The 15930-nt window shown below is 38.1% G+C and carries 10 protein-coding genes and 4 pseudogenes; 8 read left to right on the top strand and 6 right to left on the bottom strand.

What is annotated here, in order from left to right; all coding sequences use genetic code 11:
- Nucleotide 1: 1 nt before the first annotated feature.
- Nucleotides 2-5562 (bottom strand): annotated as a pseudogene (locus E4O00_RS14135) (alpha-2-macroglobulin).
- Nucleotides 5563-5811: 249 nt separating this feature from the next.
- On the opposite strand from E4O00_RS14135, the pseudogene E4O00_RS02955 reads away from it, so the two are divergent.
- The 6 genes and pseudogenes from E4O00_RS02955 to E4O00_RS02980 all read left to right on the top strand — a co-directional run bounded on the left by E4O00_RS02955 (nt 5812) and on the right by E4O00_RS02980 (nt 9405).
- A pseudogene (locus E4O00_RS02955) lies at nt 5812-6663 on the top strand (Rpn family recombination-promoting nuclease/putative transposase).
- 102 nt (nt 6664-6765) lie between these two features.
- Complete coding sequence (locus E4O00_RS02960; RefSeq protein ID WP_253678497.1) at nt 6766-7326, top strand: CbiQ family ECF transporter T component; 561 nt, start codon at nt 6766-6768, stop codon at nt 7324-7326.
- A complete protein-coding gene (locus tag E4O00_RS02965; RefSeq protein ID WP_253678498.1) occupies nt 7292-7480 on the top strand; it encodes a hypothetical protein in 189 nt (62 codons plus the stop codon). Before E4O00_RS02960 ends, E4O00_RS02965 begins: the two co-directional genes overlap by 35 nt.
- Nucleotides 7468-8256: an energy-coupling factor ABC transporter ATP-binding protein gene (locus tag E4O00_RS02970; protein WP_253678499.1), complete on the top strand. Its 789-nt coding sequence runs from the start codon at nt 7468-7470 to the stop codon at nt 8254-8256. Before E4O00_RS02965 ends, E4O00_RS02970 begins: the two co-directional genes overlap by 13 nt.
- 15 nt (nt 8257-8271) lie before the next feature.
- Entirely contained in the window at nt 8272-8865 is a 594-nt protein-coding gene (locus E4O00_RS02975) for a CbiM family transporter (protein WP_253678500.1), read from the top strand.
- A 42-nt stretch (nt 8866-8907) separates the two neighbouring features.
- Complete coding sequence (locus tag E4O00_RS02980) at nt 8908-9405, top strand: hypothetical protein (RefSeq protein WP_253678501.1); 498 nt, start codon at nt 8908-8910, stop codon at nt 9403-9405.
- A 238-nt stretch (nt 9406-9643) separates the two neighbouring features.
- Here E4O00_RS02980 and E4O00_RS02985 read toward each other — a convergent pair whose 3' ends face one another.
- From E4O00_RS02985 to E4O00_RS02995, 3 genes are read right to left on the bottom strand one after another with little or no spacing between them, the layout of a single operon-like run.
- Entirely contained in the window at nt 9644-10792 is a 1149-nt protein-coding gene (locus tag E4O00_RS02985) for an MFS transporter (RefSeq protein WP_253678502.1), read from the bottom strand.
- Between the two features lie 9 nt (nt 10793-10801).
- Nucleotides 10802-11218 (bottom strand): type II toxin-antitoxin system tRNA(fMet)-specific endonuclease VapC, encoded by a 417-nt coding sequence (locus E4O00_RS02990; RefSeq protein WP_253678504.1) that lies wholly within the window; start codon nt 11216-11218, stop codon nt 10802-10804.
- Nucleotides 11218-11448, bottom strand: a complete 231-nt coding sequence (locus E4O00_RS02995) for a hypothetical protein (RefSeq protein WP_253678507.1) — start codon at nt 11446-11448, stop codon at nt 11218-11220. Before E4O00_RS02995 ends, E4O00_RS02990 begins: the two co-directional genes overlap by 1 nt.
- A 375-nt stretch (nt 11449-11823) precedes the next feature.
- Here E4O00_RS02995 and E4O00_RS14140 point away from each other — a divergent pair.
- Nucleotides 11824-12590 (top strand): annotated as a pseudogene (locus E4O00_RS14140) (hypothetical protein).
- A pseudogene (locus E4O00_RS03010) lies at nt 12575-12796 on the top strand (hypothetical protein); the annotation flags it as partial. The pseudogenes E4O00_RS14140 and E4O00_RS03010, both read left to right, overlap by 16 nt.
- Before the next feature lie 188 nt (nt 12797-12984).
- Here the strand turns inward: E4O00_RS03010 and E4O00_RS03015 are convergent.
- Complete coding sequence (locus E4O00_RS03015; RefSeq protein ID WP_253678509.1) at nt 12985-15048, bottom strand: hypothetical protein; 2064 nt, start codon at nt 15046-15048, stop codon at nt 12985-12987.
- Between the two features lie 124 nt (nt 15049-15172).
- Entirely contained in the window at nt 15173-15913 is a 741-nt protein-coding gene (gene aat, locus E4O00_RS03020) for a leucyl/phenylalanyl-tRNA--protein transferase (protein ID WP_253678510.1), read from the bottom strand.
- Nucleotides 15914-15930 lie beyond the last annotated feature (17 nt).

Below are 15930 nucleotides of genomic sequence, written 5' to 3' on the forward strand. Positions count from 1 at the left end.
ATTACTCAAAAGCCTTTACCCTTGTGCCGGGGTGGATGGCCCTATAGGCGTAATCGTACATTGCCTCGGCAAAGATTGCAGGTATATAGTATTCTCCTCCGTAAGTTACGGTTCCGGTAAATTCAAAGGCCTTTGTGCCGTAGCCGTCCAAGGCAAAGTGGGTGTAAATATGGGTGTCCCTTAAATCTTGGAAGTCGTATAGACGTTTTGTGTTACGCTTGTCTTCCGAATCCGTATCGTCATCTCCTCCGAGCCTTGTGTTTGTAATCTCCCAGCCTGTCGGGATGGGGATTGAAAGGGTAAGGTTTTCAAGAGCTCCTTGGGTCTTATTGTGAACTCTTACACTCATCTTAAACCTCTGTCCTTTTTTTAAGTTGTCAGGAGAAACTTCCTGCCCGTCCTCATTTTTATAGACAATATCGAGCTTTAAGTTTTCTTCAATCCGTGTTTCGCTTCCGGGGTTAAGCCTTCCTGCTGTGTTGATTGCTGCAAAGATAGGTGCGTTTCCCGTATTTTTAATTTCTATCTTTTTTGCCGTCTCGGTATTTACAGGAATCTTATGAAGCTTTGAGGCATTGTTTAATTTATCTTTGATGACGTTTGCTTCGGTTACAATTTCGTAGCTTACACTCTTATTCTTGTCAAAGGCATAGTGAGGAGCGAGGGCTAAAAGAAGCCAAGCCGTTTCCTGTGTCGAAAGCCACTCATTGCTTGAAGAAATTTTTGCAAGCTTCGAAATAAGGTTTGTCGTCTTTGCATTTTCGCCGACCGTGGTGTAGGCATTTAAGATTAAGGCAAGGTCTCTTATGTTCGACGAAAAGTTTCCTCCTGTGCTTCTATAAACTGTAGTCGGCTCGTAGAGTTTTTCGAGCATGGTCTTGGCTGTACTGTTGTGGCCTGCAAGACTGTAAGCGTTTGCAAGGAAGGCCCTTGATACAGAGTTAAGGCTTTGTTCCATATTTTTTAAGCGGTTCATCGCTCCTATTTCGGCTTTGCCTGCGAGGGCGAGGGTGTAGAGGCGGTAGGCTTGAGTTTCCATGCTGTCTGCAAAGGTGCCGGCCCAGTTCTTAGCCGTTTCGGTTTGATGAGAAAGCCAGCTTTGATAAATGCTGTCGTTTACTTCGTAACCTGCCTTTTTGGCTTCTACCATAAAGTGTCCTGCGTAGTTTGTAGCCCATGCGCTTTCATATCCTCCGTCAGGCCAATAGCTGAATCCGCCCGACCTGAGCTGATAGTTTATGTAGCGGTCCAGAACCGAGTTTACATTGCTCTTAGCCCTGTCGATTTCGGTTTGGTCTAAGGCCGTTATAGTGTTCAGGTATAACTGCGGGAAGGCCTTGGAAGTTATCTGCTCTATGCAGCCGTAAGGATAGCCCAAAAGATAGGTCAACCGGTTTTCAAGGCCGAGGGCCGGCATTTGGGATATTTCGACGCTTAAACTCTTTGTTCCGTTTTCGCCTTTTAGCGGAAGAGTTTTTGCAAAAGTTTTTCCGGCTTCGATATTTATAAGCTCAACCGTAGAGTAGGGCGTTCCTCTGGAAAGTACATCGATTTCCGTAAAGGCCTTTGCCGTTTTTGAAATGCCTGAGGCTGAAGCTTCCGCCGTAAATTTTGTGATGCCTCCCTTATCCGTTTTTACCGTAAAGAAAACGGAAGAATCGGAATTTGCAGGGATGCTGACTTCTTTTGTTTCGTTTGAGTTTACGGCTCCCTCGCTCTTTAAAACTACCCTTACTTTTTTTTTCGGAAGAGGTTCCGTTAAAAACCGTTACGGGAACCTCTATTGTTTCTCCTATGCCCATGGTGCGGGGAAGGGTCGGCATTACGATAAGATCGCTTTTTACCTTTACGGTTTCTTCCTTTATACCGTAGGCTCCGTCCTTGCCTGCAACTGCCATGATGCGCAAGGCTCCGATGTATTGAGGAAGATCGAATTCGATTGTTTTCTTTTCCTTTGCCTTGATTTCGAAGGGGCCGAAAAAGTAAACTATGGGCTTAAAGCGTTCAGCATTCTTTGAGGTCTTATTGTCTATAAAGCCTCCTCCTCCTACTGAAAGAATCGACTCTATCATTCCGCTGTGAGCTCCGATTACGTATTTGTAAATATCCCAAGAGGCAATTTGTGAAGATTCTTTTTTATAAAAGCTGTCCCAAGGATTGCCCGTATAAAAGGCTGTAAGTCCAAGTAAGCCCTCGTCTACAACGGCAACCGTAAAGGTCATAGGTCTTCCCTTTTCTTCGCTTACCGTAAACGAAACCTTGCTGTTAGGTTCAAAGCTTTGTTCCGTATTTATGACGGGACTTAGGCGGGATAATTTGTTTTCTATCATTACCGGTGTTATACCGTACATTCTTATGGGGAGGCTGTTTTTTGTCTGGCTGTGCTCCTGTATTAAACTTACATGCGCGTAGATATTCGGTGCCATAGAAGGATCCAGTTTTATTTTGTACGAAAAAATCTTCCCCTTAGATTTTACCCATTCTTGTTTTAAAACCTTGCCGTTTTTTTCGACCGTGATGAGTGCCCTTGCACCCTCATAACCGGGGAAGGTAATTTCGGCCGTTTCGTCTGCATAGTATTTTGCTTTGTCGGTTGTGAGCATTATGATTGAATCGCTTGACTCATCAGTTGTTCTTCGGCTTGCCCAGCCTTCCCAGTCAAAGTATACAACCTGAGCAGAGCTGTGTCCGCCGCTCGGATCCGAAACCATAATCAAATATCGGCCCCAGCTTCCGTTGTCTACCTTTATGTTCAGCCTTGCCTTTCCGTCTTTTGCCGATATGCTCCAGTCCCTTACATGACGGGTATGTATTGAGTTTGTATAGTTGGCTGTTTCTTCATCTTTTTCCCACCACCAATACCACTCGAGTTTATAAAGGCTAACATTTAAGTTTACATTTTCTTTTATCGGGTTTCCCTCAGGGTCTACAACCGCAAAATTTAAACTCTGATCTTTTCCCGTATAAAGCATCTCGCGGTACTCGTCATCGCTTTTAGGAATCTGCATTCCGACATAACGGGAATAAGGAGAATAATCGAAGACCTTGTTTTCCATGGAGAAGGCACCGGAAGGTTCGTATATCCTTGTTTCAAAAACAGCCTTTAATTTTCCGGGAGATTTAGCTTCCGTGGAAAGATAAAGATTTATATCGGCCTTTCCCGAATCGTCTAAATTTCCTTCCCAAATTTGATTTTGATCTTGGCTTACGCTTAGCTCGGGATTTATAAAATTATAGTTTTTATAATTTTCAAATGGATTTCTGTTTAAGACATAGCGGGCGGAAATCTCGGCCTTTAGATTTGAGGCCTTAGCTCCGTGGAGCCATTCGCCTCCGATTACAGCCGGATTGTATCCTTCCGAAAAATATTTTGCTTTTGGATTAAGATTTACAAAAAGACGGTTGGGCACAATGGCTTCAACCTTTATGCTCTTAGACCAAGTTTTTCCTCCGGCGGTAACCCTTGCATACCAAGTGCCGGTCTTGTCTTGAGGATTAGTTTTAGTATCTATTCTGTAAAAACCGTCCACCGAAGAGGTAAAGACCTTGGACTCCGTTTTTTTGCCTAAGGGGTCTTCAAGGTAGAATTTAACGGGATAATCTTTGGGGAGGTTCTTTTCCAAATCCTGTAAAATAAATACAAGGTGAATATCGTCACCGGGCCGCCAAACTCCGCGCTCCCCGTAAATATAGCCCTTGACTCCTTTTTTTGAAGATTCGCCTTCTACTTGAAAGTGACTTGTAGAAAGTATATCGGAATTAAGGGGAAGCCAGTTGACATCTCCGTTTTTTTCGGCTTTGATAAGGAATGCTTGGTTTTCGTTTTTGAGCATCAAAAGTCCGTCGCTGTCGGTTTTTCCGGACTCCAATTCTTTTTGAGCAAAGTTGAATAAGCTTATCTTGACTCCGCTCATAGGTTCTGCCGTCAATAAGTCGGCGGCGCTTATATAGAGTTTACCGTCTCTGTCTTTTTTTTGCAGATAGGCCTATGTTAGAAACCAGAACTTTCTTCGTCGCCATACAGTATTTACTGTAAGAAGGGAGGTAGAAGGCCGGATGATTCGGGTTTTCTCTATGCTGCCAAAAGTTGTATCTATCCTCGTCTTCTATCTCCGAAGTGTTCCAATAATCTGTTTCAATGTTTTTAAAATTTTCAAGTTCGCTTATGTCCTTGGGGAATGGAAGGTGTGCAAACTCGTTATTCTTTGAAGGAGATTGGTACATACTGTGTTTTTTTGTAAAGCTCGCACGAAGCTCGAACATTCCTCCGGGGAATTTTTTTATCAGTTTACTTATATCGAGTGAGCGATGAATAGTTTTATTCTTCATCGAGTTGTTCCATTCAAAATCAAAACTTTGTCTCCAAACAGGTTCTCCTACACGGTTTAGTTCTCGGTTTCCTTCTATGCTGTTTACTTGAAGAAATTGCGTCATGTTCTTATCGTAAATTTGAAATGCTTCAAGCATGAGTCCGTTTATGTTTGTTGTAGAAACAATTACCTGCATATCTTTTGGCGGTAAAATGTTTCCGGTCTTTGTAAAGCGTATGATAGGTTTTTCCCAAGCAACCATAATAGAAAAATTAGCCTCAGCTTCAAGCTTTTTTCCTCTTGAGTTTTTTATTCCGGGAAGAATCGATATCTTTGTATCGTCGGGGAATATTCCGCTTTGTGAAAATATTTTAAGCTTGTATCCGTCGATGCTGTATCTAAAAGGAATTTCGGGAGAAGAAGCAATTCTTATAAAACCCCTTAAATCTTGTGACGGGTCGAGAGCATCCGAAAAGTTTACGCTTATTTCGCTTCCGGTTTCTTGAGAAAAGGAAGTTACCTGAAAAACCGACTGGGCAGCAACAGTAAAACCCCTGGAGTCTCCTCCGGCTCCTCCGAGGGCTGCCAGATCCCATGAGATATTTAAATGTTGCACTTCTTTTTTCCTGCTTATTTCTTTTATGATGATCTTATATTGATTGGAATTTGGTCCTTGACTTACCTTTATTGCCGGGTTCGACTTTGTATTTCCCAATTTTAGATCGGCTGTAAGCATCTTCTCTATTGAAGATAAGTTTTCAGGGATATCCGTTTCGCCTATACCCTCAAATCTAAAAATATTTTCTCTTCTTTCGTCAGGAATGAGTTCGCCCGATAAAAAAGTAAATTCAGGCTGGGCTATGCTGAATGTAAGACTTACAGTCTTTTTCTTTTCGGTGTTTTCTAAGAGGAGGCCTACATCCAAATCCAAGTTTAGGTCAGTCTTAAAATTATAGGCCGATGAGGGGATAAAGCTTATTTGATTTTTACCTATTATCTTCCATTCGCCTGTGGGCTTGGGATTAAAAACGCAGGCCTTTTCGATGTTTTCGGGATTTTTTATTTCTTCCTTAAAAATTACATTGATAGGCTCAAGCCGCTTTAAGGCTCCGTAGCTTACGCTTTCAATATCATCCATTGCATTTTGCAAGCCTTGTTCATTTTTTTTACAACCGGCAACAAAAACCGATACCGACAAAACAATAATAAGAGCTTTTAAAAGCTGTTTTAATGAGGGGGTTAAACTTTTCATAGCTATATAATAGCACAGAGGTTAAAAATTTTCAATTGCAGAAAGAAAAAAGAGCGAATGGCGAAGTACGAAGTTCGACATTCGGCACTTGACATTCGTACTTCCTATCGTTCGGCATTCGAACTTTTCAACATTCGTATTTTCCAAAATTCTTTTTTCAAATTTTACTATTTATTGCAAACTCTTCATACAATAATTATGAAAGGGGGAAATTTTTCTTCTTTTAAAAAAGTTATTGAAGAGGTAAAAATGGAAAAACTTTTTAACATTACCCTACGAAACGACTACGCATTTAAGAGGGTGTTTGGATCTGAAGAGAACAAAGATATTCTACAGGATTTTTTGGAATGTATACTGGATATTCCGTCTGAGACCATCGCCTGCTTGGAACTTCTTGATAAGTAGTTTCATAAGGATGCTATAAGCGATAAAACAGGTATTTTAGACGTAAAATTACGCCTAAAGAACAACACAATTATTGACATAGAAATTCAGAATAGGTGGAACAGTGAGTTTGCTCAACGAACTATTTTTTATTGGGCCAAAATGTACACGGAAAATCTAAAAACAGGTGAAGTGTATACAAAACTGCCTAAATGTATTACAATAAACATAGTGGGTGAAGGCTTTGATTTAAACAATCTTCTTCACAGCGAGTATAATGTAGTTGAAAAACATTTACACGATAAGCTTTCCGATGAGCTTGAAATCCACTTTTTAAACCTAGCCAAGGTTAAAGATCAAGAAAATATTGAGCATGATGAAAAGAAAAAGAAACTTTATAATTGGCTGAAATTTATTGAAACCTATGACCCGGAGGTAAGAAAGATGCTGGCACAAGAATCTCCTATGATTGCAAAAGCCGATGCGGTAATACAAGTAATGGAAATGAGCCCTAAAGAAAAATGGCTCTATGAAAACCGAATGAAATATGAACACGACAAAGCCTCATGGAAACATGTAGGTTATCGAGAGGGGCTTGATCAAGGTGCATACCAAAATAAACTTGAAACTGCAAAACTATTAAAGCAGCTTGGAGATCCAATCCAAAAGATTGTACAAGTTACAGGCCTTCCCGTTGAAGAAATCGAGAAATTATAAATTAGGGGAGAGAAACAAGGATGTCCGATTTTAACCGAACCCCTTGTCTTTATCTTCCAAAAGTGCTATAAAGTAAAGAGCTGGTTACAAGGACAGTAAATAATGGAAGAGTTAAAAAAGGCGCCTCACATAACTTTATACATTCTTTTCTTTTTTTTGTTTTATCTTTCGAGCGTTAAGCATATAGAAGTTTTAATACTCTGGGTTCTTATAGTTATTTCAATGATCTTGATTTTTTCGCCTGAAAGAATTAAAAACTTAAAATCGGTTTTGGGTGTGCTGCCCTTTGTGATAATGGTTTTGCTCCCATTTTTTATCCGCGGTTTTTACAATGTGCCGATAGAGCAAAGATATTTTTCTGCAAAGCTAATCCTACGCCTCATGTGTGCGATGATGACGATTTCATTTATTTCTTCAAAATATTCTTACCTTTATTTGGTCGAAGGCGTGATGAAGCTCGGCCTTCCCAATTTTTTAAATCAAATTATTTCCCTTACCTTTAGATATTTCTTTATGGTAAGGACAGATATAGACAAGACCGCAAAGGCGATGAATGCCCGCTGTTTTGATAATGCCCGAACCTTTGCAAAGGTTTCAACCTACGGCGAAATGATAGGCGGCTTTTTTTTTGAAGGCGGCGGATCACGGCGACAAGGTTTATAATGCTATGAGGGCTCGGGGCTTTACATCCGAAACCAAATTTAAGCCCGAAAAAATTGCCTCGCCCCTTTATATAGGCCTTCTTGTCTTCTTTGTCTCGCTCTTTGCGAGTCTTACACTAATAGAAAGATTTATGGAGATACCATGGCTGTTTTAATCGAAAATTTATCCTACACCTATCCCGACGGAAGGAATGCAATACACAGTATAAATGCTCATTTTGAAAAAGGAAAAAAGACAGCAGTAGTCGGTCTAAACGGTTCCGGCAAGTCAACCCTTCTTTATCATCTTAACGGAACAATTTTGCCTCAAACGGGAAGGGTCAGCATTTTGGGAGAGGATGTTTCTAAAAAGAGTTTAAATTCGATAAGAAAAAAATCGGGTTTCTTGTTCGATTATCCCGATCATCAGCTTTTTTTGACAAGCGTCTACGAGGACATCGGTTTCGGTCTAAAGAACTTAGGTATGGATAGGGAAGAAATAGAAGCAGCCGTAAACCGTATCTTAAAAAAGCTTAATATTGAGCACTTAAAGGATTATTCGCCCTATCAGCTTAGCTTGGGGCAAAAGAAGATTTGTGCCATAGCAGGCGTCCTTGTTATGGAGCCTGAAATCATCGTATGCGATGAGCCCTTTTCAGGGCTTGACAGCAAGGTAAAATCTGCCTTTAAAACTATCTTGGATGATTTTTCCAAGGAAGGAAAGACGATTATTTTTTCGACCCATGATCAGGATTTTTGTTATGAGTGGGCCGATAATGTTTATGTGATGAACGAGGGGGAGCTGGTTGCTGGAGGGGAGGCCGTGAGCGTTTTTAATAATGCAGAGGTGCTGCAAAGGGCCGGCATCATTATGCCTAAACTTGCAAGGCTTTTCGGCCATAAAAATCCGGCCCCGCGTTCTGTTGAAGATGCCTTACATTTATTGTTATAGGGTATAGGAGGAGTTATGCATATATCCGATGGAGGATTATCGACGGCGGTTTGTGCCGTGGGTTATGCGGCCAGTGCTGTAGGAATTGCGTTTGCCGTCAAGGGAACAAAAGAAGAGGATATCCCGAAGATAAGTCTTATGGCGGGAACTTTTTTTGCTATTTCGTTAATTATGATTCCGATACCGCCGAGCTCGGTTCATCCGCTCATGTGCGGTCTGATAGGAATTATTGTCGGGCGTAAGGCGCCTCTTGCGTTTTTTCCTGCCCTGCTGCTGCAAGCTCTCTTGTTCCAGCACGGCGGGATTACAACTCTCGGTGCCAACACTCTGATGCTTTCCGTTTCTTCAATATTGTCGGCCATTATTTTTTATAATTGGAAGAGCGATAATGTGCTTTTAAAGGGAATGGTTATCGGTGCTCTTTCCGTAATCTTTGTTGTTTTGGTTTTGTCGGTTCTTCTTATGACGGGAGGAAGTTTTGCAAAGGAGACCTTTATAGCCCTCTTTGTTTCTCACTCCGTCGTTATGGCGGTCGAGGCTGTAATTACCGGCTTTGCCGTCAAGCTCATGATGAAGGCGAGACCCGACTGGTTTAAAAGGAATTTATAAAAAAATCTTAATTAATTTGATTTTTATCATAGAAGGTAAATTATGAAAAAATATGCTTTTACGTTATTGTTTTTGTTTATTGTAAGCCTTGCAGCTTTTTCTCATGCAATGTTTTTGGAACTTGTAGAGCCCGGAGTTTTTCAGGTGCAGTATGACGGCGGAGGCTTTACACCCGGCACGAAGGTCATCCTTTATTCCGACGGAGGCTTTGATGTAATTCAAGAAGGTGAGGTAGACGATAAGGGTTTTTACCGCTTTGATTCTTCTCTTAAAGTAATGTCGGCAGAAGCTTCTGACGGGGCAGGCCATGTCGCTTATTGGGAAGCAAGCGAAGAAGAAATGTCAGAAGAAGAAACTTCAAAAGAAGTCGAATCTTCCGAAGCCTCTTCCGAGGCTTCTGCAGCAAAACCGAAACGAATCAAAACCAAAAGACCGAGTAAGCTCCCCATAATATTAACAGTTCTAAATACCTGTGCAATTGTTTTTCTCTTCTTTGAATTTAGAACCTTTAAAAAGAAGGTGTTAGATAAAAAGAATTAAAATTAGATTTCTTTATTTTGAAGTTTATATTAGGAGAAGGACAAGACTTTAATTATTCCATATTGGATAGTATTTTGTTTTTCTCCTAATTTTTTATTTAAGTCTTGTCATATTAAAAAAGGCTAGGAGACATAAAAAGCCTCCTGCAAAAAGGAAGACCGGATAAAAAATTCCTGTTGCGGCTATGCTGCTTCCGATAAGCATGCCTATCGGCGAAGATATTTGAATCAGCACGGTATTAAAGGCAAAAAATCTTCCTGAAAATTCGGGGACTACTTTTTTTTTGGTAAAGGCTTGTTGTATGGACATTAAAGAGTCCCATACTAAAACCCGCCGATAGGGCGGATAAGCTTACAATACTGCTAAGTAAAATTACATTAAATAAAAAGTTGTTTTCTCTTAAAAAATAAAAATAAAAACCTAAGATCAAAAAAGAAAGAGACTGCAAAATCAAAGTAAATAATTTTACATTTTTACCTGAAACTTTTTGGGAAGCAAGGCTGCCCAGTATATTCCCTATTCCTATGCCGAAAAAACAAATTGAAGAAAAAAGGGCTAAAAAAGATTTTTCGTCTTTTAAAAAATTATTTATAAAAGCAAAACCTGTCTGCCAATTAAGCGTAAAAACCGTCTTAAACTGATAGGTAAGTATATTCGAAAAAATAGGTGTACAAAAAAAGTTTAAACATGAAGCCAGCAAGGCTAGCCTTAAAAGTTCTTTTTCGCCTAAAACATAGCGGTAACCGTCGAAGATTTTTTTTAACCTTGAATCGGTTTTCTTTTGTTCATCTTTCTTTTTAAAATTATAGCGGATAAAAATTTCGGATAGGGCCGATATAAAAAAACTTAGAGCATTGATTAAAATACAGAGCTCGCAGCCTAAGAGCATCACAAGCCCTGCCGCAAAGATAAGGGCAAGCATCGAAATTAAGCTCCTGCTCATTTCCAAAACCGAATTGGCCTTTTTTAAATTTTCTTTATTTATTATTTCGGGTAAAATTGCCCTGCTTGCCGGTTTAAAGAGGGATAGGCAAAAGCCTTGCGAAACACTTATAAGGCAAAACAAAAATACCTTTAAGTTAAAATTTAAATTTACCGTAATTAAAAATAGAATAAAAATATTTAGAACAAACTGAGCCAAGTCGCTTAAGTATAAGAGCTTTTTTTTATTAAAGCTGTCTACGATTGAACCCGAAAAGAGCGAAAAAACAATTCGTGAAAATTTGGCAGCAGAATAAACAAGGGCAAAATTTATAGGATTATCTGTTTGAAGGGCGACCCAGATAGAAATAGCTACGCTTCCTATCTCGTCTCCTATCAGCGAAGTGATTGTACCGAAATAAATTAAAAATAAATTACGGCCTTCCGTTCTTTTTTGAATTTGCATAAAAGCATTTTAACCTTTGATACCGGATTCGTCAATCCAGTTTTCGAGTTTAAGAGCTTTTATTCTTTTAAATTCTTTTGTATTATTCGTTACCAATATTCCGTTATTGTATAAGACTATTGACGCTATAAGTAAATCGTTGGGCCCGATAATGATACCGTTTTTTTCCTGCTTTGAACGGATGTCTGCATAGGTGTATGCCGCTTCATCCGAAAAAGGCTCAGCTTCAAATTCTTTAAAAAATACTTCAAGTCTTTTCAGATTCTCTTTCTTTTTGATGCTCTTATATGCACCCAATAAAAGTTCAGCCTTTACAATTGCCGGAAGCCTTATCTTAGAAGGAGGAATAGACAAAATTTTATTTTTGATGGATTGATATTTTCCGTTTAAAAAATAAATACAGATATTTGTGTCCAAATAATACATTATAAGAACTCCCTAAGGCTGTCTTCTTCCCATTTCAGCTGTTCCGGTCTTTTAAAGGTTTTATCATCTATCGAGCCGAAAAGATCTATAAATTCTTTGGAGTAGGAAGGCTCAATTTGAGGAAGAATTTTTTCCAATACCCAGCTTGAAATAGATTTGTTTGCATTTTTGGCGGCTTTTTCAATTTTTTCAAAATGACTTTCTTTTACATATAAGGATATCTGCGGCATCCGTCATACCTCCTATTATGTAAATTGTAAAGCTTTTTTATTTAACTGTCAAGTATACTTGCAAGTATACTTGTTATATAAAAATCAGGAATTTAAAATCCCGAGATACCGATTTCGCGGTATTTTAAAGCCGCCGCACAAATCAACTAACCATGAAACTTACCTTGATTTTGTATTAAAGCAAGGAATGTATTAGTAGGTTTTTGTATGGAACCTTGATAGTTTCCAAAATCTTTAACTTATACTTCACCTCTAAATATATATTTAAGTCTATTATACCTTTGAAAATATTTGCATCCAGAACAAAAATACACTGTCAATACCCTTTAAAAACCTTCTCATATATGATATAATACAACCAGTGAGGAAGCAGCTATGAGTACGGCAAACAGAAAATATAAAGATTTAGTCTTCGTTGATCTTTTCTCGGAAGACGAAAAAGCGAAAGAAAACTTTTTATCGTTATATAACGCTTTGCATGGAACAAACCTGCAAATGTCTTGTCCTGTAGAAAATATAAGGCTCGATAATGTCATGTATATGAACATAATAAACGATGTTTCCTGTCTTGTAGACGGTAAAATCATCGTGTTAGCTGAACATCAGTCAACTATAAACGAGAATATGCCCAGTCAACGACTGTACATCCGTGTACAGTCGTTGACTTCGAGTTTTGAGCAAAGCTCAAAACATCGTAAAGCTAAACCCACCGCCCTCCGTGGCGGTTATATAGTATGAGCACTTTTGCAAATAGACGAGGTAGATACAAGGCACAAACAAAAAACACCCGCAGGCGTGCTTTTTGCACGTCGAGGACTGTTTTTTGTGAAGTAACGCAGTAGATACCCGTATATTTGTAAAAGAGGAGGTAATCAATAGTGTTAGTAGCCGAATATGATTACGATACAGACATTGCAGTACAGAGAGAAGAAAGTCTAAGAATTGGAATACAACAAGGAATACAACAGGGTATTGAACAAGGTATTGAACAAGGTATTGAACAAGGTATTGAACAAGGTATTAAGCGAGGCTTTTCCGATGGAGTAATAAAAACAGCTTTAGCTTTTAAGAAAATGGGTATACCGATAGCAAAAATTGCTGAGGGTACAGGGCTTACTCAAGCGGAAATAGAAAAATTATAAATATGCTAGTAGCCGAATATGATTACGATACAGACATCGCAGTACAGAGAGAAGAAAGTCTAAGAATTGGAATACAACAGGGTATTGCAGACGGCTCATACCAAAAAGCCCTTGAAACGGCAAAAATATTAAAGCAGCTCGGTGATTCCGTAAAAAAGATAATACAAGCAACCGGTCTCAGCCAAGAAGAAGTAGAAAACATTTGATCCACCGCCATCCATGGCAGTTCTGATACGGTCGAGGATTTTCAGAAGCGGCATGGATGCCGCCGGTTACATCAGAAGCGATGTTTCGGCAGTGCCGAAACTCGCTGCCAAAAGTGTACAAGGATGTACGCTTTTGGCAATGTAACGCAGTAATTGCCCGCATATTTTCAAAAAATCGCACAAATCAACTAACCGCGGGATTTATTTTGGGTTTGTAATAAAGCGAGAAGTTGACTTTGTTGTTTTTGTATGGAACCTTGATAGTTTCCAAAATCTTTATTTTGTGCTTCACCTCTAAATATTTTCTTAAGTCTATTATATATTTCCTCTGAACCCTTATATTTTTCAGGCATATTTTTTTGTGGAACTAATGAATTTAATTGTTCAGGAGTTGCATCCTTTAAAATACTATCTTTTATTTCACCATATATTTCTAAACTATCTGTTATATGTGGAGTATTGTATGGTAAATCAGTGAAGTCATATTCAAGATTATTATTAAATTCTTCTTTTGGGAAAGCTACATTTTTTAATATAAGTGTATTAACACCAGAACTTATCATATCTGTTGGTAAAATTGTGTTATCAAAAGTAACATTTACAGGACCTCTTGTTCCTCTATATTGCATTTTTGATAGATTACTATTTTTAAATATTATATTTCCAGTAACAGAATTTCCTTCAAAATTCAATAATTTTAAATCTTCTTCAATCATGGTAGTAGTATCTATATTATTTAAAACTAAATTTTGTATTCTTGTTGATCTGGTATCTTTTTTTAATACACTATTCCATTTTTCATCAGTTCTTCTACGAAATTCTAATAATTGGTCTACAGGTAAAGGTTCAGTATTGTTTTGTCCACCATCATATTCTGTAACATTTGGTCCTGGACACTTAAACTCGTCTACATTTAAAAATTTTATACCATTATTAATTTCTTCAATTTTATTTAATCCTATAAGAAGTGGAAGTAAATTTTTTATATTACCTTTTACATACATGTCACCGATAACAAGAGCATCTTTCAACTTTTCATTTTTAATTAGTGTTAATAAATCTGCACTGTCAATATATGGAGCATAAGTATGACCTGAACTGTTAAGATTTTTTTCTTGTAAATCCCTTAATAAAATTTGAATACTTTTTGGTTTATCATTTTTTACAGTTATATTTGTATCTTTTAATATATTTAATTTTCCTGTTTCTATTTCTTTATAAAATTCATTTACATCAAAATAATCTGTTAAAGTGCTTTCAAATGTTACAGGAACATTTACATCACCATCTTTAAAATTCAAAACTGCTTTATTAAGAGCATTGAGTTTAGTTTCTTTTAAAAATTTTGGAGTAATAGGAGTAGATATATATTCCCATTCAATATTTTCGGAATTTCCTTTCGGCTTTTTATCAAAAGTATTTATTTTTAAGTTTGTTGAATCAAAATCAGGCTCTGTTTTTTCTTTTAAATTGTAAGCAATATATTTTGCTATTTCCGTTATTTCTTCATTGGTACATTTCATAATATCTTTTAATGAAATATCGCCGCTGATAGTTTTTATGTTTGCATTTTCATCAAGTGTAATGGCTTGTTTGGTGCTGTCGGCATTTTCGATATTTAAAACACTTAATGCCTTTGCGGCTTTTTTTAATGTATCTTTACTTATTTTGTAAGCGGTGAAGTCCTTATTTTCCTTTTTAAACGATTTTATGGTAAGAGCATCAGTGTTGATTACTATATTATTAGTGCTTTTTTGTGCAAGTTCTTCAATTTCATTTAAGAAGATAGTTCCGCTTGCCTTAATTATATTCCCGCCCGCATCTTTAGTAACATAGATAACCGAATTTCCAATAGTTATTTGTTCTGCCGGTTGGCTTGCTTCCGCTTCCACTACAGCAGAAACTGCCGTATCTTTTTCGATTTTTACCTTTTTTGTAATGCTGTTATCTGTAACATCGGAATATGTTATGCCGCCTATAATAAGCTCTTTAACCTTATAGCCTGTATTTGCGGAAAGCTTAAAGGTCAGCTCGCTTCCCTTATCAACCTTTCCATCAGTTGGAAGAGCGGGGCTTACGTCGATTTTGCCGCTTGAGGGTTGGGTTACTGTAATTTTATATTTTGTTACTGAACTCGGGGGGGGGGCGATGGACGGCTTTTCGGTTTTTTTAGATGTGTCAACATTTTGATCGCAGCCCGATAAAAACACGGCAATTAAAACAGCCGTAAACAAAAACATCTTTTTCCTCATAAAATAATCCTCCAAATTTTTTTGGTAAGTAAATCTAAAACCTGTTTTTTTACTACATATCTACTATTTTAACCGCTTTTTTATAAATTGTCTAGTGTCCGCAAGTATACTTGATATATAAAAATCAGGAATTCAAAATTCCGAGATACCGATTTCGCGGTATTTTAAAGCCGCCGAAGCGCCTTATGTTTTCAGAAGGGATTTGGGCATCGATTAAAAGGTCTTTTTTGCTTTTAAAAAAGTCTTGGGAAAAGAGGGCGAAGGCGGTTTTGGAAGCTCCGCTTACCTTGCTGAACATGGACTCGCCTATAAAGACCTCGTTTATGTAAAGCCCGTAAAAGCCGCCTGCCAATTCGCTGCCTTGCCAAGCTTCGACGGAATGGGCAAAACCCAGCTTATGAAGGAGTCTGTAAGCTTGAAGCATATCATCTGTGATCCAAGTTCCCTTTTGTCCCTCTCTTTTTATTAGGGCACAGTTTTCTATAACCTCATCAAAGGCCGTATTTTGGGTTATCCTAAAATCGGCTTTTTTTATTTCTCTTTTTAATCGGGACGGAATATGAAAAGAATTCTTGTCGATAACAAAGCGCAAAGAAGGGGAAAACCAGATGATAGGATCTTCTTCCGAAAACCAAGGAAAAAAAGAATGTTTATAGGCCGAAAGAATCATGCCGGGTGAAAGGTTCCCTCCCGATATTACCTCATCATCTTGGGATTTTTGAATATAATCTTCTTCACCGAAAGCCTTATTAAAATCAAAAAAGTCATCGCTTTCAAGCCAAGGAAAATCCTTTTGGCCTCTTTTTAAGAGTATTTTTTTTTCATCGGAACTTAAAAGCGATAATGAAGAAAAACCGGTCAACATTGTTTTTAAGTATTAAG

Source organism: Treponema sp. OMZ 788, from assembly GCF_024181245.1.
Taxonomy (GTDB): Bacteria; Spirochaetota; Spirochaetia; order Treponematales; family Treponemataceae; genus Treponema_B.

Coding starts and splice junctions, on each gene's coding strand:
- E4O00_RS02970 (WP_253678499.1), top strand. CDS start 7,468: ATGGCTGTTTTAATCGAAAATTTATCCTACACCTATCCCGACGGAAGG.
- E4O00_RS02990 (WP_253678504.1), bottom strand. CDS start 11,218: ATGTATTATTTGGACACAAATATCTGTATTTATTTTTTAAACGGAAAA.
- aat (WP_253678510.1), bottom strand. CDS start 15,913: ATGTTGACCGGTTTTTCTTCATTATCGCTTTTAAGTTCCGATGAAAAA.
- E4O00_RS03015 (WP_253678509.1), bottom strand. CDS start 15,048: ATGAGGAAAAAGATGTTTTTGTTTACGGCTGTTTTAATTGCCGTGTTT.
- E4O00_RS02975 (WP_253678500.1), top strand. CDS start 8,272: ATGCATATATCCGATGGAGGATTATCGACGGCGGTTTGTGCCGTGGGT.
- E4O00_RS02995 (WP_253678507.1), bottom strand. CDS start 11,448: ATGCCGCAGATATCCTTATATGTAAAAGAAAGTCATTTTGAAAAAATT.
- E4O00_RS02985 (WP_253678502.1), bottom strand. CDS start 10,792: ATGCAAATTCAAAAAAGAACGGAAGGCCGTAATTTATTTTTAATTTAT.
- E4O00_RS02960 (WP_253678497.1), top strand. CDS start 6,766: ATGGAAGAGTTAAAAAAGGCGCCTCACATAACTTTATACATTCTTTTC.
- E4O00_RS02980 (WP_253678501.1), top strand. CDS start 8,908: ATGAAAAAATATGCTTTTACGTTATTGTTTTTGTTTATTGTAAGCCTT.